Source organism: Pseudomonas marincola (assembly GCF_900116605.1).
Lineage (GTDB): Bacteria > Pseudomonadota > Gammaproteobacteria > Pseudomonadales > Pseudomonadaceae > Aquipseudomonas > Aquipseudomonas marincola.
Genome location: NZ_FPBC01000002.1, coordinates 180,370 through 206,952, shown reverse-complemented (window position 1 = coordinate 206,952; position 26,583 = coordinate 180,370). Strand labels below are relative to the sequence as shown.

Annotated in this window: 25 protein-coding genes; 9 read left to right on the top strand and 16 right to left on the bottom strand. The window is 56.9% G+C overall.

From position 1 onward, the window contains the following. The first annotated feature begins 16 nt into the window (after positions 1 to 16). The 6 genes from BM395_RS23695 to BM395_RS05400 are packed head-to-tail and all read left to right on the top strand — an operon-like array spanning position 17 to position 7,790. Positions 17 to 469, top strand: coding sequence for a GspH/FimT family pseudopilin (locus tag BM395_RS23695; RefSeq protein WP_090509514.1), 453 nt, complete (start codon positions 17 to 19; stop codon positions 467 to 469). 1 nt (position 470) lies between these two features. Next, positions 471 to 1,016, top strand: coding sequence for a type IV pilus modification protein PilV (gene pilV / locus BM395_RS05420; protein ID WP_090509512.1), 546 nt, complete (start codon positions 471 to 473; stop codon positions 1,014 to 1,016). Positions 1,017 to 1,024: 8 nt separating this feature from the next. Next, a complete protein-coding gene (locus BM395_RS05415) occupies positions 1,025 to 1,804 on the top strand; it encodes a PilW family protein (protein WP_090509509.1) in 780 nt (259 codons plus the stop codon). Then, a complete protein-coding gene (locus BM395_RS05410; RefSeq protein ID WP_244528932.1) occupies positions 1,801 to 2,361 on the top strand; it encodes a pilus assembly PilX family protein in 561 nt (186 codons plus the stop codon). The genes BM395_RS05415 and BM395_RS05410 overlap by 4 nt, the downstream gene beginning before the upstream one ends. Before the next feature lie 20 nt (positions 2,362 to 2,381). Then, positions 2,382 to 7,370, top strand: a complete 4,989-nt coding sequence (locus BM395_RS05405) for a PilC/PilY family type IV pilus protein (protein WP_090509506.1) — start codon at positions 2,382 to 2,384, stop codon at positions 7,368 to 7,370. Between the two features lie 9 nt (positions 7,371 to 7,379). After that, complete coding sequence (locus tag BM395_RS05400; protein ID WP_090509504.1) at positions 7,380 to 7,790, top strand: type IV pilin protein; 411 nt, start codon at positions 7,380 to 7,382, stop codon at positions 7,788 to 7,790. A gap of 82 nt (positions 7,791 to 7,872) precedes the next feature. Here BM395_RS05400 and ispH read toward each other — a convergent pair whose 3' ends face one another. From ispH to murJ, 6 genes are all read right to left on the bottom strand, one after another. Beyond that, positions 7,873 to 8,817, bottom strand: coding sequence for a 4-hydroxy-3-methylbut-2-enyl diphosphate reductase (ispH, locus tag BM395_RS05395; RefSeq protein WP_090509796.1), 945 nt, complete (start codon positions 8,815 to 8,817; stop codon positions 7,873 to 7,875). A 103-nt stretch (positions 8,818 to 8,920) separates the two neighbouring features. Then, the gene (locus BM395_RS05390) at positions 8,921 to 9,358 is read right to left on the bottom strand and encodes an FKBP-type peptidyl-prolyl cis-trans isomerase (RefSeq protein ID WP_090509500.1); all 438 of its coding nucleotides are present in this window, start codon (positions 9,356 to 9,358) and stop codon (positions 8,921 to 8,923) included. Continuing rightward, a complete protein-coding gene (gene lspA, locus BM395_RS05385; protein WP_090509497.1) occupies positions 9,351 to 9,860 on the bottom strand; it encodes a signal peptidase II in 510 nt (169 codons plus the stop codon). The genes BM395_RS05390 and lspA overlap by 8 nt, the downstream gene beginning before the upstream one ends. After that, positions 9,853 to 12,684, bottom strand: a complete 2,832-nt coding sequence (gene ileS / locus BM395_RS05380; protein WP_090509495.1) for an isoleucine--tRNA ligase — start codon at positions 12,682 to 12,684, stop codon at positions 9,853 to 9,855. Before ileS ends, lspA begins: the two co-directional genes overlap by 8 nt. Before the next feature lie 22 nt (positions 12,685 to 12,706). Then, entirely contained in the window at positions 12,707 to 13,633 is a 927-nt protein-coding gene (gene ribF / locus BM395_RS05375; RefSeq protein ID WP_069898124.1) for a bifunctional riboflavin kinase/FAD synthetase, read from the bottom strand. Between the two features lie 82 nt (positions 13,634 to 13,715). Further along, on the bottom strand, positions 13,716 to 15,254 hold the full coding sequence (murJ, locus tag BM395_RS05370; protein WP_090509489.1) for a murein biosynthesis integral membrane protein MurJ: 1,539 nt from the start codon (positions 15,252 to 15,254) through the stop codon (positions 13,716 to 13,718). A gap of 194 nt (positions 15,255 to 15,448) precedes the next feature. Between murJ and rpsT the strand changes: the two genes are divergently transcribed. Continuing rightward, complete coding sequence (gene rpsT / locus BM395_RS05365) at positions 15,449 to 15,724, top strand: 30S ribosomal protein S20 (protein WP_069898126.1); 276 nt, start codon at positions 15,449 to 15,451, stop codon at positions 15,722 to 15,724. A gap of 112 nt (positions 15,725 to 15,836) precedes the next feature. On the opposite strand, the gene BM395_RS05360 is transcribed toward rpsT, so the two are convergent. The 5 genes from BM395_RS05360 to rplU all read right to left on the bottom strand — a co-directional run bounded on the left by BM395_RS05360 (position 15,837) and on the right by rplU (position 19,664). Then, complete coding sequence (locus BM395_RS05360; RefSeq protein ID WP_090509794.1) at positions 15,837 to 16,280, bottom strand: CreA family protein; 444 nt, start codon at positions 16,278 to 16,280, stop codon at positions 15,837 to 15,839. A gap of 42 nt (positions 16,281 to 16,322) precedes the next feature. Then, positions 16,323 to 17,441, bottom strand: a complete 1,119-nt coding sequence (gene proB, locus BM395_RS05355; RefSeq protein WP_090509485.1) for a glutamate 5-kinase — start codon at positions 17,439 to 17,441, stop codon at positions 16,323 to 16,325. Positions 17,442 to 17,549: 108 nt separating this feature from the next. Beyond that, complete coding sequence (gene cgtA, locus BM395_RS05350) at positions 17,550 to 18,767, bottom strand: Obg family GTPase CgtA (protein ID WP_069898129.1); 1,218 nt, start codon at positions 18,765 to 18,767, stop codon at positions 17,550 to 17,552. Between the two features lie 240 nt (positions 18,768 to 19,007). After that, the gene (gene rpmA / locus BM395_RS05345; RefSeq protein WP_003281574.1) at positions 19,008 to 19,265 is read right to left on the bottom strand and encodes a 50S ribosomal protein L27; all 258 of its coding nucleotides are present in this window, start codon (positions 19,263 to 19,265) and stop codon (positions 19,008 to 19,010) included. Positions 19,266 to 19,352: 87 nt separating this feature from the next. Further along, positions 19,353 to 19,664, bottom strand: coding sequence for a 50S ribosomal protein L21 (rplU, locus tag BM395_RS05340; protein ID WP_090509483.1), 312 nt, complete (start codon positions 19,662 to 19,664; stop codon positions 19,353 to 19,355). A 245-nt stretch (positions 19,665 to 19,909) separates the two neighbouring features. On the opposite strand from rplU, the gene BM395_RS05335 reads away from it, so the two are divergent. Together BM395_RS05335 and BM395_RS05330 are read left to right on the top strand one after the other, a co-directional pair. After that, entirely contained in the window at positions 19,910 to 20,878 is a 969-nt protein-coding gene (locus BM395_RS05335) for a polyprenyl synthetase family protein (RefSeq protein ID WP_069898131.1), read from the top strand. A gap of 222 nt (positions 20,879 to 21,100) precedes the next feature. Further along, positions 21,101 to 21,328, top strand: coding sequence for a PA4570 family protein (locus BM395_RS05330; RefSeq protein WP_069898132.1), 228 nt, complete (start codon positions 21,101 to 21,103; stop codon positions 21,326 to 21,328). Positions 21,329 to 21,411: 83 nt separating this feature from the next. On the opposite strand, the gene bamJ is transcribed toward BM395_RS05330, so the two are convergent. The 5 genes from bamJ to BM395_RS05305 form a co-directional block, all read right to left on the bottom strand. Then, positions 21,412 to 22,029: a BamJ family beta-barrel-assembly machinery protein gene (bamJ, locus tag BM395_RS05325; RefSeq protein ID WP_090509481.1), complete on the bottom strand. Its 618-nt coding sequence runs from the start codon at positions 22,027 to 22,029 to the stop codon at positions 21,412 to 21,414. A 235-nt stretch (positions 22,030 to 22,264) separates the two neighbouring features. Further along, positions 22,265 to 22,570, bottom strand: coding sequence for a DUF6482 family protein (locus BM395_RS05320; RefSeq protein WP_090509477.1), 306 nt, complete (start codon positions 22,568 to 22,570; stop codon positions 22,265 to 22,267). Positions 22,571 to 22,709: 139 nt separating this feature from the next. Further along, entirely contained in the window at positions 22,710 to 23,204 is a 495-nt protein-coding gene (locus BM395_RS05315; RefSeq protein WP_069898135.1) for a TIGR00645 family protein, read from the bottom strand. Positions 23,205 to 23,394: 190 nt separating this feature from the next. Next, positions 23,395 to 23,736 carry a PA4575 family protein gene (locus tag BM395_RS05310; protein WP_069898136.1) on the bottom strand — a complete coding sequence of 114 codons (342 nt, stop codon included), beginning with the start codon at positions 23,734 to 23,736 and terminating at the stop codon, positions 23,395 to 23,397. A gap of 193 nt (positions 23,737 to 23,929) precedes the next feature. Beyond that, on the bottom strand, positions 23,930 to 26,425 hold the full coding sequence (locus BM395_RS05305) for a Lon protease family protein (protein WP_069898137.1): 2,496 nt from the start codon (positions 26,423 to 26,425) through the stop codon (positions 23,930 to 23,932). Positions 26,426 to 26,583 lie beyond the last annotated feature (158 nt).

The window sequence follows — 26,583 nt, the reverse complement described above, 5'->3', positions numbered from 1 at the left end:
AAAGGAGCAGGTTTTTATGCACGCAAGACGACACGCCTCAGGTTTCACCCTCATCGAGCTGATGATTGTGGTGGTGATATTGGGGATATTCGCCACAGTGGCCCTACCCGGCTTCAACAACCTGATGCAATCGAACCGCGTAAAGAGCTCGGCTGAAGAATTATTCAGCTTGCTGCAAAGCGCTCGCAGCGATGCCGTTAATAAGCGCATGACCGTGTCGGTGAGCAAGGTCGACGCCAGTAACTGGAGCGCCAAACACGGTAACGAAACTGTCCGCACCGTGACCTTTTCGAGCAATATCACCGTGACCTCAAGCCTCGACACCATCAGCTTCAAGCCTGATGGAACGGCCGCAAATTCCGACATCAGCATCAGCGGTGCGGATGCCAGCAACACCTACTCGATTGCCGTGAAGAATGCCGGCAGCCTGCGTATCTCCCACTCTGCGGCGACTACAGGAAGCAACTGAGATGATTTCACGCGTGCGCAATCGCGGTTTCAGCATGATCGAGGTATTAGTCACCCTGGTGCTTATCAGCATTGGTGTGCTTGGCATGGTCGCCATGCAGGCCAAGGGGATCACCTACACGCAGGACTCCGTAGTCCGTAATCAGGCGGCGCTGCTCGCCGATGAGTTGATGGAAATCCTGCGCAGCGACCGGCAGACCATCCTCGATGTAAAGGGTGTTCCCACCAGCACTTCAGACTATTACAAGAAAAAAGGTACGGCGTTCCCGGATGCACCGGCAAGCTGCAACCCGCTGCCAGCGTCGGCTGAAGATCGCCTCGGCTGCTGGGCAGCAAAAGCAGCGCAGACCCTGCCGGACGCCAGCGCCCTGCTCACCAGTGACTTCTATGTTTGCCGCACCGATGGTTCGGCAGTTTGCCCTGATAAAGGCGCCGCCATCGAGATTCAGCTCGCCTGGCGAGTCAAGGAAAACGAATGCATGGACGCCAACGCTAAAGCGGGCGACGACCTGACTATTTGCCACTATCACCTGCGCGCCGAGCTTTAGGAGCCTGTATGAACACCGTTAATAAGCAGGCAGGTCTGTCGATGGTGGAACTGCTCATCGCACTGGCGATCAGCAGCTTCCTGATTCTGGGCGTGACCCAAATTTACATTGATAACAAAACCAGCTACCTGTTCCAGCAAGGACAAGCACAAAACCAGGAGAACGGTCGCTTCTCCCTGATGGTGCTTGAACAGCATCTGGCCAAAGCAGGCTTTCGCAGACGCCCGGACGACTCACTGGAGCAAGCCTTTGCTGCCGGCACTTTCAATACCACTACCGGCGCTGGCACGTGCACCTTCAGAGCCGGGCAAGCGGTCACGAAAGTGGATGACTCGACCATTTGCCTGCGCTTCGAGCCGCGCGATGCGACCGAAGTAGATTGCGCTGGCACCGGGGTTACCACGCCTGCCGACTTCGCCACGCCTTACACAACATCAAGCCAGGAATTCGTCGAAAAATTCAGCGTAAACAACAACGCCGAGTTGGTCTGCAATGACGCGGTCCTGGCAGACGGTGTCAGCCAGGTGCTGTTCACCTTTGGCATTGGCCCGGCCAGCGAACGTGAGGTCTCGTCGTACACCAAGACCCCTGGCACCAGCACAATTCGCAGCGTGCGCTATTCACTGTTGCTGACTACCGATCAAAACAACCTGTCGCAAGGCATGACCAGTAAAGCGTATTGCGACTGGCAAACCCTGATGGGCAACACCGACCCTTGCACACCGCCGGACAACAACCTTTACCAGATTGCCAGTAGCGGCATCATGCTCAGGAATCTAATGCCGTGAGAAGTCATCGCACATACGACCTACCCAAGAAACAGAACGGCGCGGTGCTTTTCGTCGCCCTGATTATGCTGCTGGTTATCACCTTGCTGGCCGTCAGCAGCATGCGCGAAGTGGCGCTCGAGTCGCAGATTACCGGCAATCTCATGGAGCAAAAGCGCCTGAGCAGCACCGCCGAGTCGGCCCTGCGTGAAGCGGAGTGGCGGCTCGAAAACAATGGCGTGCCACCGGATGTTTGCACAGGCAGCAACCCAACAACGCTGTGCATCACTGAAATTGCCAACACCTACGACACCGACTTCTCTGTTTCCACTGCATATAAAGGTGCCGATGGCGCCACCACACTTGAACGCAGCGCGCGCTGGTATGTACGTGATGCCACCAACGTTGGCAGCGTGCAGGCTAACTGCACCCAGACTGAAGACATTCTCAGCGGTAAGAATTGCACCAACTATTACGAAGTGAATGGCCAGGCGTTTAACGACAACAACACCGCCGGTAAAGGTTGCGGCCCGGATGCCTTGTGTATCCGCTCCGTTATTGCCGCCATTTTCAACTGAAGCCCGAATTGGAGATTCACATGAAACACACCACCGCTCTGATTTTCGGGCTGCTTGCTGCCAGCCAAGCCGTACAGGCCGACACCAATATTGATCAGGTTCCATTGTTCGTCAGTGAGTCTGTACCGCCACTGAACATGCTGGTAATGGGCCGCGACCACAAACTTTTTTACGAAGCCTACAACGATGCCTCTGACCTCAACGGCGACGGTGTTCTTGATGTGGGTTACAAGGGGTATTTGAGCGCCGACAACGGCGGTATCGATTACTACGGCTACTTCAATTCCAACGTCTGCTACACCTACACAGGTGGCATATTCGTACCGTCCAGCGTAGCCAACAATAAAATGTGCTCGGGTAAATGGAGCGGTGACTTTCTCAACTACCTGGCCACGTCACGGATGGACGCACTGCGAAAAGTTCTCTACGGCGGCTACCGCGTAGAAGACACTGCAGGCAGCACCAACACGCCGGCGAAAACAGTTTTGGAAGCGGCATTTGTACCTCAGGATGCACACACCTGGGGTAAGGAATACCAGAGCCTGAGCAAAGACGGTTATCGCATTACCGACTACACCCCGCTGAACCAGCCTACCAATGGCTATCGCCACTTGTTTGCCGTGGTCTCTCTCACCGACGGTGGCGTACCGCAGTTGCGCACACTCACTAACACCACCTTCCGTATTTGGAACTGGGTCTCGAAAGAACGTCCTGTGGCTGGCGATGCGTGTGACGGCGGCGCCTGTACCTCGCGTGGCCCGAGCGGCGGCTGGTCGATTGTGCCAGCTACTGTACTGTCCAACCTTTACCTGACCACGTGGCGCGACACCGACAGTGCACCAAATAACGAATCGGAAATGAACAGCCGTTTCAACAATCCGAAAAACGAGTGTGGCAACGGTACCCCGGGCTTCACCAACATCAACACAGTTACCGACTTTGTTAACCCGTACTCCTCCAACAAATGTAAATCGAACCAAAACCAAGACAACTACATCACCCAGATCACCGGCAAGCTGACGCCAACCGAAACGGGCATGTACCAGTTTTCGGTGGACGGCGACGACGCAGTTGACGTCAAGCTCAACGGCACCGTGATCGCGTCTTACTACGGCGCCCATGCCAAGCAAGGCTCAGGCGGCGCTGGCTCCCCAAGCAACGACCGGGCTTTGACTGCAGGCGTCACCTACGACATTGAGTTCCGCCATAAAGAAGTCTCCGGCGGCTCCAGCTTTTTCCTCTACTGGAAAACCCCGGACACCGGCGTGAGCACGCTGACTAACGCCAACATCAAGGTTGAGGTGTGCCCAACCGATGCAACGCTGCGTGAAGATAACTGCGTTGCCTACGCCAATGGCGCCAAGCCAACCGGTATTCTGCATGACTACGGCAGTGCCGATAAAATGTTCTTCGGCCTCACATCAGGCTCGTTCCAGAACAACATGAGTGGTGGCGTGCTGCGTCGTCAACTCGGCAGCTTTACCAAAGAATTCAACGCCTCTACCGGCCAATTCTGCTCCAGCAGCAACAGCAACTGCGCGAGCGACAGCATTGCCAACGGCATTGTCGATACCATCAACAAATTCCGCATCATCGACTTCAAATACAGCAACCAGAGTTATGGTTGCGGCTGGATTGCCGGTCGCGCCATGCAACAAAGTGACAACTGCTACATGTGGGGCAACCCAGTAGCCGAAATGATGTATGAAACCATGCGTTATTTCTCCGGGGCCACTGCACCTACCAGCTCTTACAAGTACAGCTCGAGCGCAGTGGATGCCAAATCTCCGCTCAACCTGCCGGTTGTCGACACTTGGCTGCCACCTTACAAGACCACCACAGCAACTAACGGTGGTTATGAAAAATGTGCGGTACCTGTAATGACGGTGATCAGTGACATCAACCCGTCTTACGATGGCGATGTGCCTGGCAGTGCATGGAGTAATGCGGTGACAGGCGCTGGCGATCCTGCATCACTCAGCGGTTTGAATGTTTCGACTGAGGCTGACAAAGTCTGGGCCAAAGAAGGCGGCGGTAGCCGAAAAGTCTTCATCGGCGCTTCAACAGTCAGCAACGAAGATGGCGCGCCTACTGAAAAGACCGTGACTAATCTGTCCACGGTGCGCGGTCTTGCTCCTGAGGAGCCAAGTAAACAAGGTACTTATTACTCGGCAGCACTGGCTAACTTCGGTGCCAACAACCCAATCGGCGGCGACAAGAACCTGCAAACCTACGCCGTGGCGCTGGCATCGCCTCTGCCGACGATCAAATTCCCGGTGGGCAAGTCAGCCGACGGCACAACACAGTCGGTCACAGTCGTGCCGTTTGCCAAGTCTGTTGGCGGCGCTTATGGCATTAGCGCCACCAGCAACTTCCAGCCGACTGACCAGATCGTCGACTACTACGTTGAAACCATCGTCAACACCGACGCCAACTGCCCTGCTGCTGGCAAAGACTGCGATGCTTCGGTTAACAACGGGCGCCCTTACGCCAAGTTCCGCATCAACTATGAAGACGTCGAGCAAGGCGCAGACCATGACATGGACGCCATCGTGCTCTATGAACTGCTGCTGGACGCCAATGGCAAGTTGGTCATCAACCTGACGTCTGAATACGCTGCGGGCAGCATCGACCAACACATGGGTTATGTAATCTCGGGCACCACCAAAGACGGCATTTACCTGGATGTTAAAGACCAGGGCGGTGCAAACGTCGCTTACAAGCTCGACACTCCGCCCGGCTACGATGCTGGCGTGTGCGCCAAGTCCGGAGCCAACTGCCCAACGTTGAGCAACCTGACTTCCAGCCGTACATTCACCCCAACCGGTGCTTCGGCGAACTTCCTCGAAGGCCCGCTGTGGTACGCCGCCAAATACGGCACCGATGGCAGCCCGGATGTGGACAACGACGGCGTGCCGGACAACTATTTCCTGGTAACCAACGCGTTGACTCTGAAAGCGCAGCTGGACAAGGCATTCAACGACATCACGCAAAAGAACAGCTCGGTGAGCAGCCCGACAGTAGAAGTGCCGCGTGACAGCACAACAACAGATGATGCATTTGTTTATCGCACGGACTTCAACATCGACGGCTGGACCGGCGATCTGATCAAGGAAAAGCAAACCGAGGTCAGTGGCCAACTGGTCAAGGAAACCGTGTGGAATGCGGCCAGCAAAATACCGTCCACGCGCAAGATCTACATGGCTGACAGCAGCCAAACCACAAAACTGGGTGACTTCACTTGGGATCGTCTGGCGAACAAGTCGTTTGAAACCATCGACTTCCAGACCGCACTCAACAAAGACGGCATCACCGGCACAGTCGATAACTACGGCCGGGCGCGGGTGAAGTACATCAAAGGCGAAAGCTGCGCGACAGAAACGGGTTGCAGCACCTTCCGGGTGCGCAGCACAAAACTGGGCGACATCGTCAACTCATCCCCTGTACTGGTGAAAGGCGCTCAATATCTGGCCTACCGCGCCGGCGCACTGGACGGTGACGCATCTACCTATGCTGCCTTCCAGGCCTCGGTTAAAAACCGCACGCCGATGATCTATGTCGGCGCCAACGATGGCATGCTGCATGCTTTCAATGCAGACACCGGCGCAGAGGTTTTCGCCTTCATTCCAACGGCCGTTATCAATAACCTCAACAAGCTGACCTCGCCTGAGTACGGCGGCACGGATGGCGTGCACCAGTACTTCGTTGACGGCACGCCGACGATTGCCGATGTGTATTACGGCAATGCCTGGCACACGGTGCTTGTCGGCAGCCTGGGCGCGGGTGGCCGTGAGGTGTTCGCTCTGGATATCACTGACCCAAGCGCGCCTAAATTGCTTTGGGAGTTCACCAGTGATGGCCATAACAACATGGGCTACAGCATTCCTAAACCGATCATCACCCGCCTCAACAGCGGCCAGTGGGCAGCTGTGTTTGCCAACGGTTACAACAGCGCCAACAACAACGATGGCCGCGCTGTGCTGTTCCTCAAGGACATTGAAACCGGCGCTGTGATCAAGAACCTCACAGCTCAAGGCGAGGCGTACACCAACGGGCTTTCAAGTGTGCGCACGGCGGACTTCAACGCTGACGGAATCACCGACTACGTTTACGCCGGTGACTTGCAAGGCAACATGTGGCGCTTCGACCTGTATGACACCAGCGCCAGTGCGCCGTTCGACAAGTGCACCAGCAGCTGTAGCGGCATCAGCAATCGCTTCCGTGTCTCATTTGGCGGTGCGCCGCTTTACGTTGCCAAAGACGGTTCCACAAGCTCGGCTAAGCGCCAGCCGATCACCAGTGCCCCGACACTGGCCAGGCATCCGACGTCTGTCGGTTACCTGGTGACGTTCGGCACCGGTAGCTACCTCAACAGTAACGACAAGATCTCCGATGACACCCAAACGGTGTATGGCATCTGGGATCGCAACACTGTGGGTCAAAACGTCAGCAGCATGCCATCGCTCGACCGTTCGAACCTGCAGCAACAGACAATGACCGAGAAAAGCATGTCGGTGGATGGCACACCGACAGCTGTGCGCGTGCTCAGCGATAACAGCATCTCCTGGTACAACGATGGCGCCACGGGTACATCGGACTCAGACGTTAAAACCTGGGGCTGGTACCTCGACCTTAAAGCCTCCGGCGTAGCCAAAGGTGAGCGTGTGGTTGCCAACATGACGATTTACGGCGACGGCCTGATCTTCTCGACCATCACGCCGAACCCGGATACCTGTGCAGCGGGCCTTGACGGCTTCACGTATGGTATTAACCCAACCACCGGCCAACGCACGCTGTATAACGTGTTCGACATGAACGGCGATGGCAAGGTGAACGCCAACGACAGCTTGAACGGTGACGTTGTCTCTGGCCACGAAACACCAGCAGGCGGCACCAGCATCAACGATGGCTTGCAGTACCACACCGACGGCAGCTCTACCGCAATCGCTGCGGGCAGCAACTCGAGCGGCCGCCAACTGTGGCGTGTACAACCTGAAAACCAGCCCTGAGGCCAAGAAATGAAACAAGCAAAGCAGTCTGGCTTTACGCTGATTGAAGTGATGATAACGGTGGCAATCATTGGCATCCTTGCCGCGATTGCCTACCCCAGCTACACCGAGTATGTGTTGCGCGGTAATCGCTCAGAAGGCTTAGCGCTTCTGAGCGAGGCGGCTGCACGCCAAGAGCGTTACTTTGCGCAGAACAACACCTATGCCGATACCGCTGCAAAGCTCAACGTGCCGGTGAACTCGACCAATAATCTTTATCAGCTGAACATTGCTGATGTGACCAGCAATACCTACACGCTGACTGTGGTGCCACAGAACCAGCAAACCAAAGACACCAAATGCGGCACGCTGGGTTTGAACCAGAAGGCTGAAAGAAGTAAAACCGGCAGCGCCAGTTCGATTAACGACTGCTGGAAATAAGCACTTCGCACGCAAACAAAAAGGCCAAGCTTTCGCTTGGCCTTTTGCTTTTCGGGTTAATCCCGAGTCAACGCTTGATTGTTTAAAGCTGTTTGACCCGCAACTCTTTAGGCATCGAGAACGTCACGTTCTCCGGCCGCCCGTCCAGCTCGCTTTCAGCGCTGGCGCCCCAGGCCTTCATCTGATCAACCACGCCGCGCACCAGTACTTCCGGGGCCGAGGCACCTGCGGTTATGCCCACGTTCCCTGCACCCGCAAACCACTCCTGCTTGAGGTCTTCGGCGCCGTCAATCAGGTAGGCTGGCGTGCCCATGCGTTCGGCCAACTCGCGCAGGCGATTGGAGTTGGAGCTGTTGGGGCTGCCGACCACCAACAGAACGTCCGACTCATCAGCCAGTTGCTTAACGGCGTCCTGACGGTTCTGGGTGGCGTAGCAGATGTCGTCTTTACGCGGGCCGCCGATGCTCGGGAACTTGCGGCGCAGCGCGTCGATCACTTTGCTGGTGTCATCCATCGACAGCGTCGTCTGGGTGACGAACGCCAAGGACTCGGGATTGCGCACCTCAAGCCTGGCTACGTCGTCTTCGTCTTCAACCAGATAAATAGCGCCGCCGTTACTGGCGTCGTACTGGCCCATCGTGCCTTCGACTTCCGGGTGGCCGGCATGGCCGATGAGGATGCATTCATGGCCTTCGCGGCTGTAGCGCACGACTTCCATGTGAACCTTGGTGACCAGCGGGCAGGTTGCATCGAACACTTTCAGACCGCGGCGCTCGGCTTCGTTGCGCACCGCCTGAGAGACGCCGTGGGCGCTGAAGATGACGATAACATCGTCTGGCACCTGATCCAGCTCTTCGACAAACACCGCGCCGCGTGCGCGCAAATCCTCGACCACAAACTTGTTGTGGACGACTTCGTGGCGCACATAAATCGGCGGCCCGAACACTTCGAGCGCGCGATTAACAATCTCGATGGCGCGGTCTACGCCAGCACAGAAGCCACGAGGATTAGCGAGTTTGATATGCATAATAATTCTCGGCACGCGGTGCATCAGTTGGCCCTTTGCAAGGGCTGCGCTGTTATCGGCAGCCTTGCAAACGGGAGCGCACCTGCGGTTGCAGGCAGGCTAATTAAACCGCTTTGACGTCGATGATTTCGACTTCAAAGCTCAGCGTCTTGCCGGCCAGCGGGTGGTTGAAATCAATGGTCACCTGCTCGCCTTCAACGCTTTTGACCACGCCAGGCAATTCGGCATTGGCGGCGTCGTTGAAGATCACCAGCAAACCGGGCGAAAGCTCCATATCGGCAAAATTGCTCAGTGGCATCACTTGCAGGTTCTGCGGATTAGGCTGACCAAAGCCCTGCTCCGGCAGGATCTCGACCACGCGCTTGTCACCCGCCTTGAAACCGTACAGCGAGGTTTCAAAACCGGGCAGCAGGTTGCCATCGCCAACGCGGAAGGTCGCAGGCTTTTTGTCGAACGTGCTGTCCACCACATCGCCATTTTCCAGCTTGATGGCGAAGTGCAGGGTAACTTCCTTGTCCGGGCCAATACGTACATCAGTCATGGGCTACTTCTCCGGACTTTTTACTTTTAAACATATCCAGCGCAAGCATGACTGCGCCTACGCTAATGGCACTATCGGCAATATTGAACGCGGGGAAATACCAGCGGTTTTGCCAATGCACCAGAATGAAATCGACAACGTGGCCAAGCACGATGCGGTCGAACAGATTACCGATAGCCCCGCCCAGCACCAGTGCCAGAGCGATTGCCAGCCAGGTCTCATCGCTTTTCAGGCGCTTCATCCAGACCACCAACACAGCGCTGACGCTTAACGCGATCAAGGCGAACAGCCAGCGCTGCCAGCCGGATTCACCGGCCAGAAAGCTAAAAGCAGCGCCGGTGTTGTAGGCCAGCGTCCAGCTGAAATATTGCGGGATCACCACAATCTGCTCGTACATCTCGAGCGTGCCATCGAAGTAGAACTTGCTGGCCTGATCGATAACGAACACCAGCAAGCTCAACCACAACCAAGCCAATCTGCCGAAACGGCTGGCATCAGGCATAGTGACGAACCTCGCCAGCGCCTTCGATGTTATCGACACAGCGCTCACAGATTTCCGGATGCGCCGGGTTCACGCCGACATCTTCACGGTGGTGCCAGCAACGGGCGCACTTGGCGTGAGCCGACTTCACCACTTTAAGCTTGAGGCCAGCCACTTCAGTTTCAACCGCATCTGCCGGAGCTGCGCTCAGCGGCGCAAGGCTTGCGGTGGAGGTGATGAGTACGAAGCGCAGCTCATTACCCAGCTTGCCCAGTGCTTCGATCAGGCTGTCTTCACCGTAAACGGTCACTTCAGCCTGCAGGTTGCCGCCGATGGCTTTTTCCTTGCGCTGATTTTCCAGCTCTTTATTCACCGCGACCTTGACCGCCATGACCCGCTCCCAGAACTCGCGATTCAACTCGACGTCCTGCGATTGCTCGGTCAGGCCCTGATACCAGCCATTGAGCATGACCGACTCATTGCGCTCGCCCGGCAGGTACTGCCAGATTTCGTCGGCAGTGAAGGCCAGGATCGGCGCGATCCAGCGTACCAGCGCTTCAGCGATATGGAACAGTGCAGTCTGGCACGAGCGACGCGCCACGCTGTCTGCCGCAGTGGTGTACTGACGGTCCTTGATGATATCGAGGTAGAAGCCGCCCAGTTCCTGCACGCAGAAGTTGTGAACTTTCTGGTACACGTTCCAGAAACGATAGTTTTCGTAGGCTTCTTCGATTTCGCGCTGCAGCAGCAATGCACGATCCAGCGCCCAGCGATCCAGCGCGAGCATTTCGTCTACCGGCAGCGCGTGTTGCACGGGGTCGAAGCCGCTCAGGTTCGAGAGCAGGAAGCGCGCGGTGTTACGGATACGGCGATACGAATCGGCGCTGCGCTGGAGGATGACGTTAGACACAGCCATCTCGCCGGAGTAGTCGGTCGACGATACCCAAAGGCGCATGATGTCCGCGCCCAGGCTGTCGTTGACTTGCTGCGGCGCGACCACGTTGCCCAGCGACTTGGACATTTTGCGGCCGTTCTCGTCCACCACAAAGCCGTGGGTCAGCAGTTCTTTGTACGGCGCATTGCCGTCAATCGCGCAACCGGTGAGCAAGGATGAGTGGAACCAGCCACGGTGTTGGTCCGAGCCTTCAAGATACAGATCAGCGCGTGGGCCTGTTTCGTGACCCATGTTGTGCGAGCCGCGCAGCACGTGCCAGTGAGTGGTGCCCGAGTCGAACCAGACGTCCAGCGTGTCACTGATCTTGTCGTACTGGTTGGCCTCGTCACCGAGCAGTTCGGTGGCGTCCAGTTTGAACCAGGCCTCGATGCCCTCGCCTTCAACACGCTTGGCAACTTCTTCCATCAGCTCGGTGGTGCGCGGGTGCAGCTCACCGCTTTCCTTGTGCAGGAAGAACGGGATCGGCACGCCCCAGTTGCGCTGACGCGAGATGCACCAGTCCGGACGGCCAGCGATCATGCTGTGCAGACGCGCCTGACCCCAGGCCGGAACGAATTCGGTCTTCTCGATGGCGCCCAGTGCGCGTTCACGCAATGTGCCGCCTTCGTTGGGCTGCTTGTCCATGCCGACGAACCACTGCGCCGTCGCGCGATAGATCAGCGGAGTTTTGTGACGCCAGCAGTGCATGTAGCTGTGCTGGATCGGCTGATGCTTGAGCAGCGCGCCGACTTCATCAAGCTTGGCGACGATGTTCGGGTTGGCCTTCCAGATGAACTGGCCGCCGAAGAACGGCAGCGACTCAACGTAAACGCCATTGCTCTGCACCGGGCTGAGAATGTCGTCGTTGCTCATGCCGTAGCCTTTGCACGAACGGAAGTCGTCTTCACCGTAAGCCGGAGCCGAGTGGACGATGCCAGTACCGGAGCCCATTTCGACGTAGTCAGCCAGATACACCGGCGACAGACGCTCATAGAACGGGTGACGGAAACGGATCAGTTCGAGTTTTTCACCGGTGGTCGTGGCGATAACGCTGCCTTGCAGGCCGTAACGCTCAAGGCTGCTTTCAACCAGTTCTTCGCCGAGCAGCAGCAACTTGTCGCCGACATCAACCAGCGCGTAGTTGAACTCGGGGTGCACATTGAGTGCCTGGTTGGCGGGAATGGTCCACGGCGTGGTGGTCCAGATAACGATGCTTGCAGCCTTCGGCAAGCTGGCCAGACCGAAGGCGGCGGCTAGCTTGTCGGCGTCTTCGCAGACGAATGCAACGTCGATGGCGTCGGATTTTTTGTCCTGATATTCAACTTCGGCCTCAGCCAGCGCCGAACCGCAATCGAAACACCAGTTAACCGGCTTCAGGCCCTTGAATACAAAGCCTTGCTTGACCATTTCTGCCAGCGCACGAATTTCGCCCGCCTCGTTGGCGAAGTCCATGGTGCGGTAGGGCTTTTCCCAGTCGCCAAGAACGCCAAGACGAATGAAGTCGGCCTTCTGACCTTCGATCTGCTCGCCGGCATACGTACGGCAGCGCTCGCGGGTCAGGTCCGCAGGCTGGTTTTTGCCGAAGGTGGTTTCGACCTTGTGCTCAATCGGCAGGCCGTGGCAATCCCAGCCCGGAACGTAAGGCGCGTCATAGCCGGCCAGCGTTTTCGAGCGGGTGATAATGTCTTTGAGAATCTTGTTAACCGCGTGACCGATGTGAATGCTGCCGTTGGCGTAGGGAGGGCCATCGTGCAGGAGGAATTTTGGACGGCCTTCGCCCATTTCACGCAGCTTCTGATACAGACCAATATCGTTCCAGCGCTGCAGGGTTTGCGGCTCGCGCGTCGGCAGGCCAGCCTTCATCGGAAACTGGGTATCAGGCAGGTTTAGCGTGGCTTTATAGTCGGTCATCAGAGGCTCTTCACTTTAGCGGTTAGCCCTGCCAATAGGCACGGGCGGCGGCAATATCGGCAGCAATTGCCGTCTTCAGCGCCTCGAGCGAGGCAAAACGCTGCTCATCACGCAGCTTGCGGTGGAACGCCACCGTTAAACGCCGGCCATACAAATCGCCGGCAAAATCCAGAAGGTGCACCTCTAAGTGGGCACAGCCGTCACTTTTGACGCTTGGGCGTACGCCGATATTGGCGACGCCAGCAACCGTCTGGCCGTCAATGTCGATGCTGACCATATACACACCGGTCAGCGGCACACGACGGCGCTTGAGCTGAATATTGGCTGTAGGCGCGTTCAGTTGGCGCCCCAGCTTTTGCCCATGCAGCACGCGCCCGGCAATTTGAAACGGACGCCCGAGCAGGTGTTCAGCCAACTCAAAATCACCCACGCTCAGCGCTTCGCGCACGCGGGTGCTACTCACGCGAATACCGTCAAGCTCGACGGTAGTTGCCGCCTCGACGGTAAAACCTTCACGCGCGGCCGCATCGGCAAGAAATGCGAAGTCGCCGGCACGATCACAGCCAAACCGGAAGTCGTCACCCACTTCGAGATGACGCACGCCCAAACCGTCGATCAGCACTTTTTGCACGAACTCAGCGGCACTCAACTCACGCAAGCGCGGGTTGAAAGCCAAACACAGCACGCGGTCGACGCCTTCAGCCGCCAACAAGGCAAGCTTGTCGCGCAGCCGCGTGAGGCGGGCTGGCGCTGTGTCTGGGGCGAAGAATTCACGCGGCTGCGGCTCGAAAATCACCACGCAGCTGGGCACGCCCAATTCGGACGCACGCTCGCGAAGGCGCGCCAAGATAGCCTGATGGCCACGATGGACGCCGTCGAAGTTGCCGATAGTGGCGACACAGTCCCGATGCTGGGGCCGTAAATTGTGGAGGCCTCGAACCAGCTGCATAACGCGCTTCTTGCTCATAAAGTGGTCGATTATACCTTCACGCGCCCGCAGACAACAGGCACCAAATAAACCCTGTTGCCATTCAACTGACCGCTCGGCGGGAGAAGTCGCGCAGACGGAAGCCCAAGAGCAGCAAGGTCGCGAAATAACTGGCTAAACCAGCCGCCACCAACACGCCCAAACGCAGCAGCCGCCAGAGCATCGTACCCTCCGACCAGACCGGCATGTAATGCATTACGCCCAGTAACGCCGCCGCCATTACCAGCACAGCGACCACCAGTTTGAGCAAAAACACCAGCCAGCCCGCCTGCGGCTGAAAAATATTGCGTTTGCGCAACTGCCAGAACAGCAGCCCCGCGTTCAGGCAAGCGGCCAGCCCAATCGACAGCGCCAAGCCGGCGTGCGCCAACGGGCCGATCAACAGCAGGTTCATCAGTTGCGTGAACACCAATGTTACCAGCGCAATTTTCACCGGCGTCTTGATGTTCTGCTGTGCATAAAAGCCGGGCGCCAGAATCTTCACCAGAATAATCCCGAGCAAACCGACCGAATAGGCGATCAGCGCTTGCTGAGTCATCAGCGCATCCGTCGCGCTGAACTTACCGTACTGAAACAGCGAAACCGTCAGCGGCTCGGCAAGCAGCGCCAACGCCACCGCACTCGGCAACACCAGCACAAAACACAGACGCAGCCCCCAGTCGAGCAGCCGTGAATACTCGCCGTGATCGGCACTGGCGTAAGTTTTCGACAGCGCCGGCAGCAAGATCGTCCCCAGCGCCACGCCTAGCACACCGGAAGGCAGCTCCATTAAACGGTCGGCGTAGTACATCCAGGAAACAGAACCGGCGACCAGAAACGAGGCAAAGATGGTGTTGATGATCAGGGATATCTGGCTGACAGACACCCCGAAGATTGCCGGCCCCATTTGCTTGAGCACCCGCCACACGCCCATGTCTTTAAGATTGAGGCGCGGCAATACCAACATGCCAATGCGTTTCAGGTGCGGCAACTGGTAGCACAACTGCAACAGGCCGCCGACCAGCACCGCCCAGCCGAGCGCCATGATCGGCGGATCGAAGTACGGCGTCAGAAACAGCGCAAACACGATCATGCTGACATTCAGCAGCGTCGGCACAAACGCAGGCACCGAGAAGCGGTTCCAGGTATTGAGCACCGCACCGGCCAGCGACGACAGCGATATAAGCAATATATAAGGGAAGGTAACCCGCAACAGATCGGTGGTCAGATTGAACCGATCCGGCTCATCGGCAAAACCCGGCGCCGAAATCCACACGATCCAGGGCGCGGCCAATATTCCGATTAGCGTGACCAGCGCCAGCACTAATGTCAGCAAACCGGAGACATACGCGATGAAGGTTCGGGTCGCCTCCTCGCCTTGCTGGGTCTTGTATTCAGCCAAAATAGGCACAAATGCCTGCGAAAAGGCGCCTTCCGCAAAAATTCTTCGCAATAAATTTGGCAGCTTAAAAGCCACCACAAATGCGTCAGAAGCCACGCCCGCGCCGAATGTACGGGCGATGATGGTGTCGCGCACGAAACCTAGAACACGCGAAAGCATGGTCAATGAGCTGACAGCGGCCAGCGACTTAAGCAAATTCATGAGATAATGATTTTTCCGCTAGAGCAAGTGAGCCTGTGGACGATCCATAAGCTCACGAAGGCATCGAGTGTAGCGGCCTGCCACTTGTCAGGCTAGCGCCAGGAAATGTCTTTGGACTTGACAGCAGCGATTCATCTCGGCATGATTCGCGGCCTTATTTGTTTGTAACCCCCCCATTTTCGAGGAGCTTGACGGTGGCCAATACACCTTCTGCCAAAAAACGCGCAAAACAGGCTGAGAAGCGTCGTAGCCATAACGCCAGCCTGCGCTCCATGGTACGTACCTACATCAAGAACGTGGTCAAGGCTATCGACGCCAAAGATCTCGAGCTGGCTAAAACTAGCTACACCGCAGCTGTACCGGTCATCGACCGCATGGCTGACAAAGGCATCATTGCCAAGAACAAAGCTGCTCGTCATAAGAGCCGTCTGAATGCCCACATCAAGGCACTCAGCCAAGCTGCAGCTTAATAAGCTGTAAGTTCTTGCAAAAACCGGCTTCGGCCGGTTTTTTGTTGCCTGCAATAAAGTCAAATCCACTATTAGCGCGCAAACCTCAGCCTGCGCGCACAACAGCCTGCCGCTATTTAGTTGGCCAGGGCATGATCGGAATAGCCGTGATGCCGTTGTGCGGGCTGCCTTCAATGACCCGGTCGCTGTACACCAGATAAATCAGCACATTGCGATTGCGATCAAAGAAACGCACCACCTGCATGCTCTTGAACACCAGCGAAGTGCGCTCTTTGAACACCTCTTCGCCATCCTTGAACTCACCCTTGAAACTGATCGGTCCAACCTGACGGCACGCAAGGGAGGCCTCGGAGCGATCCTCAGCCAAACCCAGACCACCCTTTATGCCGCCAGTCTTGGCGCGCGACAGGTAGCAGGTAATGCCTTCAACCTTGGGATCATCAAATGCCTCGAGGACGATCTTGTCGTTCGGCCCCATCCATTTGAAAACCGTCGAGACCTCACCGATTTCCTCGGCGGATGCCAGCAGCGGCGCTGCCAGCAAAACGCTGAACATGCCCAGTTTCTTGCTAAATCCCAGCATCCGCACGCACTCCCTTTAAACCAGAATCAGATTATCGCGATGAACCAACTCGGACTCATCAACATAGCCCAGTAACCGCTCAATGGCATCCGACGGCTGACCGATAATTTTTTGCGCCTCCAAGGCGCTGTAGTTCGCCAGGCCGCGCGCAATCTCCCGACCATCCGCTGCCACGCACACCACCATCTCGCCGCGCCGGAAACTGCCTTTGACAGCCTTCACGCCGATTGGCAGCAAGCTTTTGCGATTTTTGGCCACGGCCTTCACTGCGCCTTCATCGAGCACCAGAGTTCCACGGGTCTGCAAGTGCCCGGCAAGCCACTGCTTACGCGCTGCCAACATGCCGCGCTCCGGCTCAAGCAAGGTCCCAAGACGTTCACCCGCACCCAAGCGCGCCAGCACCTGATCAATCGCACCACCCACAATGACCGTATGTGCACCGGAACGCGCTGCCAGTCGCGCCGCACGCAACTTGGTCTGCATCCCGCCACGCCCCAACGCACCGCCAACGCCGCCGGCAACTGCATCAAGCGCCGGATCATCGGCACGCGCCTCATAAATCAGCTTGGCATCAGGATTGTGCCGCGGATCGGCATCGAACATACCGTCGCGGTCAGTCAGGATCACCAGCAAGTCGGCCTCGACCAGATTGGCCACCAGCGCCGCCAGAGTGTCGTTATCGCCAAAACGGATTTCGTCGGTCACCACCGTGTCGTTCTCGTTGATGACCGGAATCACATCGAGCTCGACCAGCGTACGCAACGTGCTGCGGGCATTGAGGTAACGCTTGCGATCAGACAAGTCATCGTGAGTCAGCAGAACCTGCGCAGTGCGACGATCAAACTCGGCAAAGCTCGACTCCCACGCCTGCACCAGACCCATCTGGCCAATGGCTGCGGCAGCCTGCAGCTCATGCATGGCGCTCGGTCGGGTTTTCCAGCCAAGGCGGCTCATGCCCGCAGCCACCGCACCCGATGAGACCAACACCAATTCAACACCAGACGCACGCAGTGCATCCATCTGCCGCACCCAGACCCTCATCGCGTCGCGATCCAGGCCCTTGCCATCCGCCGTCAGCAGCGCACTGCCGATCTTGACGACCCAGCGCCGCGCACTCGTCACCTTGTCACGCATTTGCTCCAACCCCAACCAAAAAGCGCACTACAGATTTGCAGAGCCCATGCCCTGCAACGGATCAACTCTACACAAAAACGCCGCTGTTAAGCGGCGTTGAATAATTGCTTAATCCCGGACGTATATGATTTCCGGGCCGTCGTCGTCATCTTCATCATCGAAGTCGTCTTCGTCGACATCATCGACACTCTTGACGCCAGCACGACGCAGGGCACGCTGATCATCCAGCTCCTGCAAGCGGGCACGCGCCTCATCTTCGATGCGCTGATCGAGCTGAGCCAGCTCGGACGCGAACTGCGGATTCTCGGCAATCTTCTCGGCACGCGCCTCAAGGTAAGTCATGATGTCCTGACACAACCGCTGAGTACCGTCGCCGGAAATAGCCGAGATCACGTACACAGGGCCTTTCCAGTCCAACTGCGCAACGATGTCAGCCACGCGTTCGGCGCGCTCTTCTTCGAGCATCTGGTCGGCTTTGTTCAGCACCAGCCAACGATCACGCTCGGCCAATGCCGGGCTGAACTTGGTCAGCTCGTCGACAATAACCTGCGCGGCCTCCACCGGATCAGTCAGATCCAGCGGCTCCATATCAACGAGGTGCAGCAGCAAGCGCGTACGCGACAAGTGCTTGAGGAAGCGAATACCCAGACCCGCCCCTTCGGAAGCGCCTTCGATCAGCCCCGGAATATCAGCCACCACAAAGCTCTTGTAGCGATCGACGCTGACCACGCCCAAGTTCGGGATCAAGGTGGTGAACGGATAATCTGCCACTTTCGGCTTGGCCGCAGAGATAGCGCGAATCAGCGTGCTCTTACCTGCGTTTGGCAGCCCGAGCAGCCCCACATCGGCCAATACTTTGAGCTCCATCTTCAGGTCACGCGAGTCACCCGGCTTGCCCGGCGTAGTCTGGCGCGGGGCACGGTTGGTACTGGACTTGAATCGGGTATTACCCAGACCGTGCCAGCCACCCTGAGCCACCAGCAGCTTTTGCCCGGCTTTGGTCAGGTCGCCAATGACTTCCTGAGTGCCGGAGTCAATCACGGTGGTGCCAACCGGCACGCGCAGGAACAGGTCTTCACCCTTGCGCCCGGTGCAATCGGTACTGCCGCCGTTAGCGCCACGCTGGGCATCAAAACGACGGGTGTAACGATAGTCGATCAGGGTGTTGAGGTTTTCGTCGGCAACCATATACACCGAACCACCATCACCGCCGTCGCCACCGTTAGGGCCACCGTTCTCAATGAATTTTTCACGGCGAAAGCTCATGCAGCCATTGCCGCCATCGCCAGCCTTTACAAATATCGATACTTCATCGACGAATTTCATGGGTACGCCTCCCGCAAAAAAAGCGGGTTAACAAACAAGGAACACTGGGTGCTTGCAAAATTGCCCTTAAACCCTAATGAAAGCATCGCGCGCCGAAATCAGCACGTCGCCTGCACCAAAAGCTCAATTAAGCTCAGCACTTAATAATAAGCGCACTGCCAGGACAGTTTGGCAAGAACCCCTAGAATACAGAAACAAAAAAGCCCCGTCGCATGGACGGGGCTTTTCACATTCTCGCGATTAGGCCGCGACAACGCTCACGTAACGACGACCGAAGGCGCCTTTTACTTCAAACTTGATCACGCCTTCGACTTTAGCGAAGAGAGTGTGATCTTTACCCATGCCAACGCCGTAACCAGCGTGGAATTGGGTGCCGCGCTGACGCACGATGATGTTGCCTGCTTTGATAGCCTGGCCGCCATACATCTTAACGCCTAAGCGTTTGGCTTCTGAGTCGCGACCGTTGCGGGTGGAACCGCCAGCTTTTTTGTGTGCCATGAGTCAATACTCCTATAAAGGGTCAGAAACCCCTGAAAACCGTACTAAAAGCACTGCATTTTCAGCGGCGTCTTGGCTTGATTAATATCAGGCCGAAATACCGGTGATTTTGATCTCAGTGAACCACTGACGGTGGCCCTGACGCTTCATGTGGTGCTTACGACGACGGAACTTGATGATGCGGACTTTATCGTGACGACCTTGCGACACAACTTCTGCAACAACTTTAGCGCCATCTACAACTGGTGCGCCGATTTGAACGTCGTCACCGTTGCCGATCAACAAAACGCGATCGAAAGTGACGGATTCGCCAGTGCCGATTTCGAGTTTCTCGATCTTCAGGAATTCGCCTTCGGTGACTTTGTATTGCTTGCCACCAGTAACAATTACAGCGTACATGGTATATCTCCGTTAATCCTGCTCACCCAGTGCTTTATAGGAATAGCTATTGACTGGCATGGCTGCTTGGGGCCGGAAGGACGCCCTTGCAATTGCGTAAGGCAGGGAAATGCCCAGGGGGAAGTTCAGGGTGCGCGATTGTACGCAAGCTTCTTAACCAGCGCAAGTCCCCCAAGCTCTTGCCTTGACAGGCCTTAGCCTGCCCCATAGCATGCCGCGCTACATACGAGGAGCCTGCGCAACTAATGCAACCCCAAGCTTTCTACCGCGTGGTGGCGGACGATTTTACCGCTGTTGATGGCATCATTCGCCAACAACTAGTATCGCGTGTACCGCTGGTAGAGAAAATCGGCGATTACATTATTTCGGCCGGCGGTAAGCGCTTGCGCCCACTGCTGGTACTCCTCAGCGGCAAAGCCCTTGGCGTACAGGATGAAAACCTGCGCCTGCTGGCCGCCACTATCGAGTTCCTGCACACCGCGACCCTGCTGCATGACGACGTCGTCGATATGTCCGACATGCGCCGTGGCCGCTCAACCGCCAACGCACAATGGGGCAATGCGCCCAGCGTTCTGGTAGGCGACTTCCTCTATTCGCGCTCGTTCGAGATGATGGTCGAACTGGGCTCGATGCCGGTCATGAAGATTCTCTCCAAGGCCACTCGCGTGATTGCCGAAGGTGAAGTGCTACAACTGTCGAAAGTTCGCGACGCCAGCACCACCGAAGCGATTTACATGGAAGTCATCCGCGGCAAAACTGCCATGCTGTTCGAGGCCTCGACCCACAGCGCAGCGGCATTTGCCCAGGCAACTCCAGAGCAAACTGAAGCGTTGCGCACCTTTGGTGACCACCTTGGCGTAGCCTTCCAACTGGTTGACGACCTGCTCGACTACCGTGGCGATGCGGCAGCACTGGGTAAAAATGTCGGTGATGACCTTGCAGAAGGCAAGCCAACCCTGCCGCTGATCTACACCATGCGCGAAGGCACCGCCGAGCAAGCCACCCTGGTTCGCCAGGCGATTCAAAAAGGCGGCATCGAAGACCTCGAAAGCATTCGCAATGCTGTCGAAGCCGCTGGCGCACTGGATTACACCGCCCAGAAAGCTCGTGATTTCGCCGAACGCGCCATCGCTTGCCTCGATGCACTGCCAGACAACGAATACCGCCAGGCGCTGATTGAGCTGAGCCATTTCGCTGTAGCCCGCACCCACTAAGCACATAGACTGACGAGGTCGCATCTGCGGCCTCGTCAGGCGCCCTCTTCTCTCCCTGCACACACGCTCGACCTCTTAACCGAGGCGCCGCTCTCTGCCTCCAACTTAAACTGAACTGCCAGTCGTCGGCCTGCGCCTGACGCAAATCAATAGATGTCCAATTGACCCTTGCTATTTATTGAATAAGAATTATTCTCATTGGCGTACCCAAGGAGAACACTCATGACCTATTTGATTGATGCATGGCTCGACCGGCCACAACCTTATGTGCGTATTCTCGAACGCGACACCGGCAAAGTATGTGCGAGTCTGGAAGATGAAGCACTTGAAGCCTTCCGCGAACAAGGCGGCCTGGACCTGCATGAACTCAGTTCAAACGAGCCAGTGGTGATCAAGGAATTGGTGCGCAATCTGTTTCTGTTTTGCTACTCGCAGGCATTGCACCCTTGAGCTGACAGACGAGAGCCCTGCCGCCAGCAACGCTGTCGACAGGGAATCTCCGGGCAGACCTGTACAGCGTCTGCCGCTTCGACTTACAGAACTTCGAGCAGCTCTACGTCGAATACCAGCACGCTGTGCGGCGGGATGCTGCCAACGCCTTGCGCGCCGTAAGCCAACTCGCTCGGCACGTACAGGCGCCACTTGCTACCAGCCTTCATCAATTGCAGGGCTTCGGTCCAGCCGGCGATCACGCCGCCAACCGGAAACTCTGCTGGCTGACCGCGATCGTAGGAGCTGTCGAACACAGTGCCGTCGATCAGGGTGCCGTGGTAATGCGCACGGATAGTGTCTTCGCGGGTCGGCGTAGCGCCTTCGCCGGTGGTCAGTACTTCGTACTGCAGGCCCGAAGCCAGAACGGTGATGCCATCACGGCCAGCGTTTGTGGCCAGGAACTCTCTGCCTGCACCAGCAGCTGCTTCAGCCTTGGCTTGAGCTTCAGCTTGCATAACTTCACGGATAACCTTGAAGCTGGCATTCAGCTCAGCTTCGCTGACGCGGCTTTCTTTACCAGCGAAAGCGTCGGTCAGGCCCGCCAGAATAGCGTCGAGGCTAACACCCGGTGGCGGATTGTCACGCAGTTGGCCACCCAACTGACGGCCAATGCCGTAGCTGACGCGGGTTTCATCAGTAGCAAGATTAAGTTCGGACATGTAACGCTCCGCAGGGGGGTTGAAAAGGTCGGCCAGCCTAGCACAGAAGCAAAGGCCGCCCCAGCCGAACACCCGACACCGCGAAGGTAAATCTATTTGAGCCAGATCAATGAGTTGGCGATCAGGCCGAATCACAACCAAGGGCGCTACCGAGGGCCAAAAGCCATCTGCGGAACGGCGCTGATCACTCGCCGTTCAAATGTTCACAGGAACACAGCAACGCGTTTTGGCAAGGCTACCACTGCGAGTTCATCGAGATGGGCACGCGCAAGGTGTCCTGAGGGCCGTCCGGCATGCCGCACATCTCATCATGCACCACCGCGTGGACCAGATTGAACGGCAGCCTGGGCAATTCGTGGAGCACATCACGGGCATGCTCGATGGAGCGCATATGCTGCGATTTCCGGGACGCATCGGTAAAGCCATAGGCGATGCCATCCATCTGCACCTCCAGCACATAGATACCACCTTCGATGGAGATCAGGTTGAGCTCATCAACCTCACCCGCCAGCGCATGCCCACGCAACTCTTGAAGATTCATGATCGCCGCCTCCATAACTATACATAACTTATACAAAATTAATTCTTGTATAAACAAACAAAAGCTCAAGGCTAAATGCAAACCGCCCGTCCGTTTTGCAACGGCCGGGCGGTTTGATGGGCGTTTTACTGCTGCCGGATCAGTGGTCGTGCTTGGTCAGCTTATCCAGATAACCCATGGCGAAGGCCGACAGTACAAAGGTCATGTGGATGATCACGTACCACATCAACTTGTTGTCCGGGATGTTCTTGGCATCCATGAACACCTTGAGCAGATGGATCGATGAAATCGCCACGATCGACGCGGCCACTTTCATCTTCAATGAACCGGAGTCCATCTTGCCCAACCAACTGAGCTTTTCGCGGCCCTCTTCGATGTCGAGTTGCGAGACAAAGTTCTCGTAGCCCGACAGCATCACCATCACGATGAGCCCGCCGACCAGCGCCATGTCGATCAGCGACAGAATAACCAGCACCAAATCCGCCTCAGCCATCGAAAAGATGCTGGGCAGAATGTGGAAAATTTCTTGGAAGAACTTGAGCGCCAGGGCAAATAACCCTAACGACAGGCCAAAATAGATCGGCGCCAACAACCAGCGCGATGCGTACATCGCGTTTTCAATAAAGCGTTCCATGGTGTCTCACAAAGGTTGAACCGGAGCGGAGTATACCCAGCCATGTCCCGCCAAAAAAGGCGCTGAAACACCTTTAAAAAATTATCTTGGGCAAATGTGGATAACATTTTTCAAGTGCAGCGCTTTTATCGGTAAAAAGCCTTGATTTAAAGCCCTGCGAAGGGTAGCGCCATCCCTGTACAACGGCGAATTAAGTTTCTGGATGAAACTGGTAATCGCCGAAATTACGTCTACGCTCTCCGTTCAATTGCCGTAACTGCGCTTGAATGTGCAGACGCCAGATAGGCAGGTCACAACATTCACAATAGCCCTGCACAATCAGGTTATCGGCAATCCCAGCCAAGACCCCTTCGGCCACCAAAGGCCCGCAGAATGGGCCTTGCGCCTTTATGGCCGTCGGTTGCTCACCGGACAGACCCGCCGCGCAAATCAGGGTCCAGAGCCCATTACCGCCAGCCAATGGCAGCACCACGCACTCGATGCGTGTGACCATGCCCAGGCATTGACGGGTGAGACATAGGCTTCGTGACATGACGGCAACCCTCGCAAGATTGGTCACTTGCCAGTCACCGCCAAGACTTGCAGGAGGGTCACACAGTTATTCACTCAACCTGTGGATAACTGTGTGGATGAACCGTGGGAAAGCCGCGCAAAACGTCCAAATCAGCGGGCTTCCCCAGCATCGACTGCGCCGCATGTGATGCGGCTCCGACGCCCCTGTTCAATCAACCTTCGGACTTTGGCGCCCGGGGCTTTTTCTCCTTGGCGGGTACAGGCTTTTGAGGTTTCTCCTCTACAGCTTTGACCACTTTTTCGTCCTTGTCCTGTTTTTCGTCTTTTTCCTCCTCGCCCATGCCCATTTCGGCAATCGCGCGCAAACGCTCAACAACCCGCGCATTGACGCTGCCCGCCGGGAATTGACCGCGCTCATCCGCTTCTCCCACAGGCTCACCGGCCAGCAGGCTCAGCGCCTCGTCCACCTGACGCACCGCGTAGATATGGAACTGGCCAGCGCGCACCGCGTTCAGCACTTTCTCGTCGAGCATCAGCGTCGAGACATTGGAACTCGGGATGATTGCGCCCTGCTCGCCCGTCAGCCCACGCGCCTCACAAAGGCGGAAGAAACCTTCGATCTTCTCGTTGACGCCACCCACAGCCTGAACTTCACCGAACTGGTTGATCGAGCCGGTGATCGCAAAGCACTGCTTGAGCGGCGTGCGCGACAGCGCCGAGATCAGAGTGCACACCTCACCCAGCGAGGCACTGTCGCCATCCACATATCCGTACGACTGCTCAAGCGCAATGCTGGCGGAAATCTCCAGCGGGAATTCCTGCGCGTAACGGCTGCCAAGGAACCCGGTCAGGATCATCACGCCCTTGGAGTGAATCGGCTGGCCGAGATTAACCTCACGCTCGATATCGACAATCCCCGAGCCGCCCGGATACACCGTGGCCGAAATTCGCGCAGGAACGCCGAACGCGGAATCACCGACTTCCAGCACCGTCAGCCCGTTGCACTTGCCGACCGCCGCACCGGCCGTGTCGATCAGAATGATCCCGGCCAGCATGTCGTCGATAATCCGCGCCGAAACACGCCCGGTGCGCGTGGCTTTGGCTTTGAGCGCCCGCTCGATATGGCCGACATCAGTCACGGTCTCATTGGCCAACTGGCGAATAAAGTCAGCCTCGCTGACCAGTTGGAACAAATCACCGATGCGTGCCGACAGCCGCCCCTGATGCTCAGCCAGCCGGGCACTGTATGTCGCCAGACGCGCTACCGCAGCCGCCGTGAGCGGCGCCATGCCCTCCTCGGTGGTGCGGGTTTTCATCAGCTGGGCAAATTGCTCAAGGCTTTCGTCGCCCAGCGGAATGTCCTCGTCGAAGTCGACAAGAACGCGGAACATTTCCTGGAAGTCCGGATCATGGTCCTGCAGCGCGTAATACAGTTGGCGCGCGCCAATGATGATCACCTTGACCTGCAAAGGAATCACCTGCGGGCTCAGCGTGATCGTAGCAATCCGCCCCAACTCGCCCAGCGGCGATTCCATTTTCAGCTGACGGGAATGCAGGGCGCGTTTAAGCGCATCCCAGACAAACGGCTCGCTGAGCATTTTCTCGGCTTCGAGAATCAGGAACCCGCCATTGGCACGATGCAATGCGCCAGGGCGCAATTGCCGGAAGCTGGTGTAGATCGCCCCGGAATCGGTGCTGTACTCGATGCGGCCAAACAGATTGTCGTAGGTTGGATGCGACTCGAACACCACGGGCGCGCCGCCGTGCGCATGATGACCAACCACCAGGCTCGGGCAGTATTGCTCCTCGAGTAACTTGCGCTGCGGGATATCGGTCTTTTCGATATCAACCAGTTGCTCAACCACGGTTTTCAGCAAATTGACCTGCACCGCCTGCAGGTAGGCACACACGCCGGCGTTCTCGGCATACTTCTCCGAAAGCGGCGCCAGCAGCGGCTGCAATGCAACGGTGATGGTTTCCTCGTTGAGCTGACGCAGTTGATTACTGGTTTCTCGCTTCCACTGCGGCAAGCTCGCCAGCTCTTCATTGAGGCATTCTTCAAGCGCGGCGATGTCGGCGTGAAAACGCTCCCGATCAGCCTCGGGCAGTTGCGCAAACTCGGCTTCATCCAGCGCCTTGCCTTCGAGCATCGGGGTAAACGCGATGTTGCTGCTGTCGCGGTACAGGGCAATGCTCTTTTCAAGCGACATGCGCTCGATAATATCCAACGCTTGGTCGTAGCGTTTATTGAACGCCCGGTCGACCGCGTTCTTCTTCTGCTGGTACGACGGATGCTCGAACACCGCCGGGAATGTCGCCAGCAGGTTGTCGATCAGCAGCCCGATATCGGTAATGAACTCACCGGCAGTCCCAGCTTCAAGCTCTAACGCACGCGGCTCGCGCGGCTCATCAAAATTATTGACGTACACCCGGTCAGCCGGTGTCGCCATGCGCTTGCCTTCAGCTTTGAGATAGCGATTAACAAATGAAAAACGCCCGGTGCCGGGCTCGCCCATCACAAATACGTTATAGCCGGGACGCGGCATCGCCACGCCAAATTGCAACGCTTCAACGGCACGCTCCTGGCCGAGAACACCACGAAAAGGTTCAAGATCATCTGTGTTGCTAAAGTTGAATTGCTCAGGAGAAAACGGGCGGGTTAGAGCTTCAGGCGCTAACCGCAGATGGGTAGCAACAGAGTCTGGCATTGGAAATCCTTGTACGAGGGGCACACGCATGAGAAATCATGGCTGTATCGAGCCGCCTCGACAAGCGATAACCGCATATCTGTGCAAGGTTGTGTAGCGCACTGGCAAAACTCATGGGACATGGCAACACACCACGCAGTTATACGACGCTGATTCGC

Excerpts from the sequence above, each read along its gene's own strand:
- rplU (WP_090509483.1), bottom strand. The coding sequence starts at position 19,664 with ATGTACGCTGTAATTGTTACTGGTGGCAAGCAATACAAAGTCACCGAA.
- ribF (WP_069898124.1), bottom strand. The coding sequence starts at position 13,633 with ATGCAGCTGGTTCGAGGCCTCCACAATTTACGGCCCCAGCATCGGGAC.
- BM395_RS05415 (WP_090509509.1), top strand. The coding sequence starts at position 1,025 with ATGAACACCGTTAATAAGCAGGCAGGTCTGTCGATGGTGGAACTGCTC.
- BM395_RS05360 (WP_090509794.1), bottom strand. The coding sequence starts at position 16,280 with ATGTTCAGCGTTTTGCTGGCAGCGCCGCTGCTGGCATCCGCCGAGGAA.
- BM395_RS05390 (WP_090509500.1), bottom strand. The coding sequence starts at position 9,358 with ATGACTGATGTACGTATTGGCCCGGACAAGGAAGTTACCCTGCACTTC.
- BM395_RS05330 (WP_069898132.1), top strand. The coding sequence starts at position 21,101 with ATGACCTATTTGATTGATGCATGGCTCGACCGGCCACAACCTTATGTG.
- rpmA (WP_003281574.1), bottom strand. The coding sequence starts at position 19,265 with ATGGCACACAAAAAAGCTGGCGGTTCCACCCGCAACGGTCGCGACTCA.
- BM395_RS05305 (WP_069898137.1), bottom strand. The coding sequence starts at position 26,425 with ATGCCAGACTCTGTTGCTACCCATCTGCGGTTAGCGCCTGAAGCTCTA.
- BM395_RS05400 (WP_090509504.1), top strand. The coding sequence starts at position 7,380 with ATGAAACAAGCAAAGCAGTCTGGCTTTACGCTGATTGAAGTGATGATA.
- cgtA (WP_069898129.1), bottom strand. The coding sequence starts at position 18,767 with ATGAAATTCGTCGATGAAGTATCGATATTTGTAAAGGCTGGCGATGGC.
- BM395_RS23695 (WP_090509514.1), top strand. The coding sequence starts at position 17 with ATGCACGCAAGACGACACGCCTCAGGTTTCACCCTCATCGAGCTGATG.
- BM395_RS05405 (WP_090509506.1), top strand. The coding sequence starts at position 2,382 with ATGAAACACACCACCGCTCTGATTTTCGGGCTGCTTGCTGCCAGCCAA.
- BM395_RS05315 (WP_069898135.1), bottom strand. The coding sequence starts at position 23,204 with ATGGAACGCTTTATTGAAAACGCGATGTACGCATCGCGCTGGTTGTTG.
- ispH (WP_090509796.1), bottom strand. The coding sequence starts at position 8,817 with ATGCATATCAAACTCGCTAATCCTCGTGGCTTCTGTGCTGGCGTAGAC.
- murJ (WP_090509489.1), bottom strand. The coding sequence starts at position 15,254 with ATGAATTTGCTTAAGTCGCTGGCCGCTGTCAGCTCATTGACCATGCTT.
- bamJ (WP_090509481.1), bottom strand. The coding sequence starts at position 22,029 with ATGTCCGAACTTAATCTTGCTACTGATGAAACCCGCGTCAGCTACGGC.
- BM395_RS05335 (WP_069898131.1), top strand. The coding sequence starts at position 19,910 with ATGCAACCCCAAGCTTTCTACCGCGTGGTGGCGGACGATTTTACCGCT.
- BM395_RS05310 (WP_069898136.1), bottom strand. The coding sequence starts at position 23,736 with ATGTCACGAAGCCTATGTCTCACCCGTCAATGCCTGGGCATGGTCACA.
- pilV (WP_090509512.1), top strand. The coding sequence starts at position 471 with ATGATTTCACGCGTGCGCAATCGCGGTTTCAGCATGATCGAGGTATTA.
- ileS (WP_090509495.1), bottom strand. The coding sequence starts at position 12,684 with ATGACCGACTATAAAGCCACGCTAAACCTGCCTGATACCCAGTTTCCG.
- proB (WP_090509485.1), bottom strand. The coding sequence starts at position 17,441 with ATGCGTGACAAGGTGACGAGTGCGCGGCGCTGGGTCGTCAAGATCGGC.
- BM395_RS05320 (WP_090509477.1), bottom strand. The coding sequence starts at position 22,570 with ATGAATCTTCAAGAGTTGCGTGGGCATGCGCTGGCGGGTGAGGTTGAT.
- lspA (WP_090509497.1), bottom strand. The coding sequence starts at position 9,860 with ATGCCTGATGCCAGCCGTTTCGGCAGATTGGCTTGGTTGTGGTTGAGC.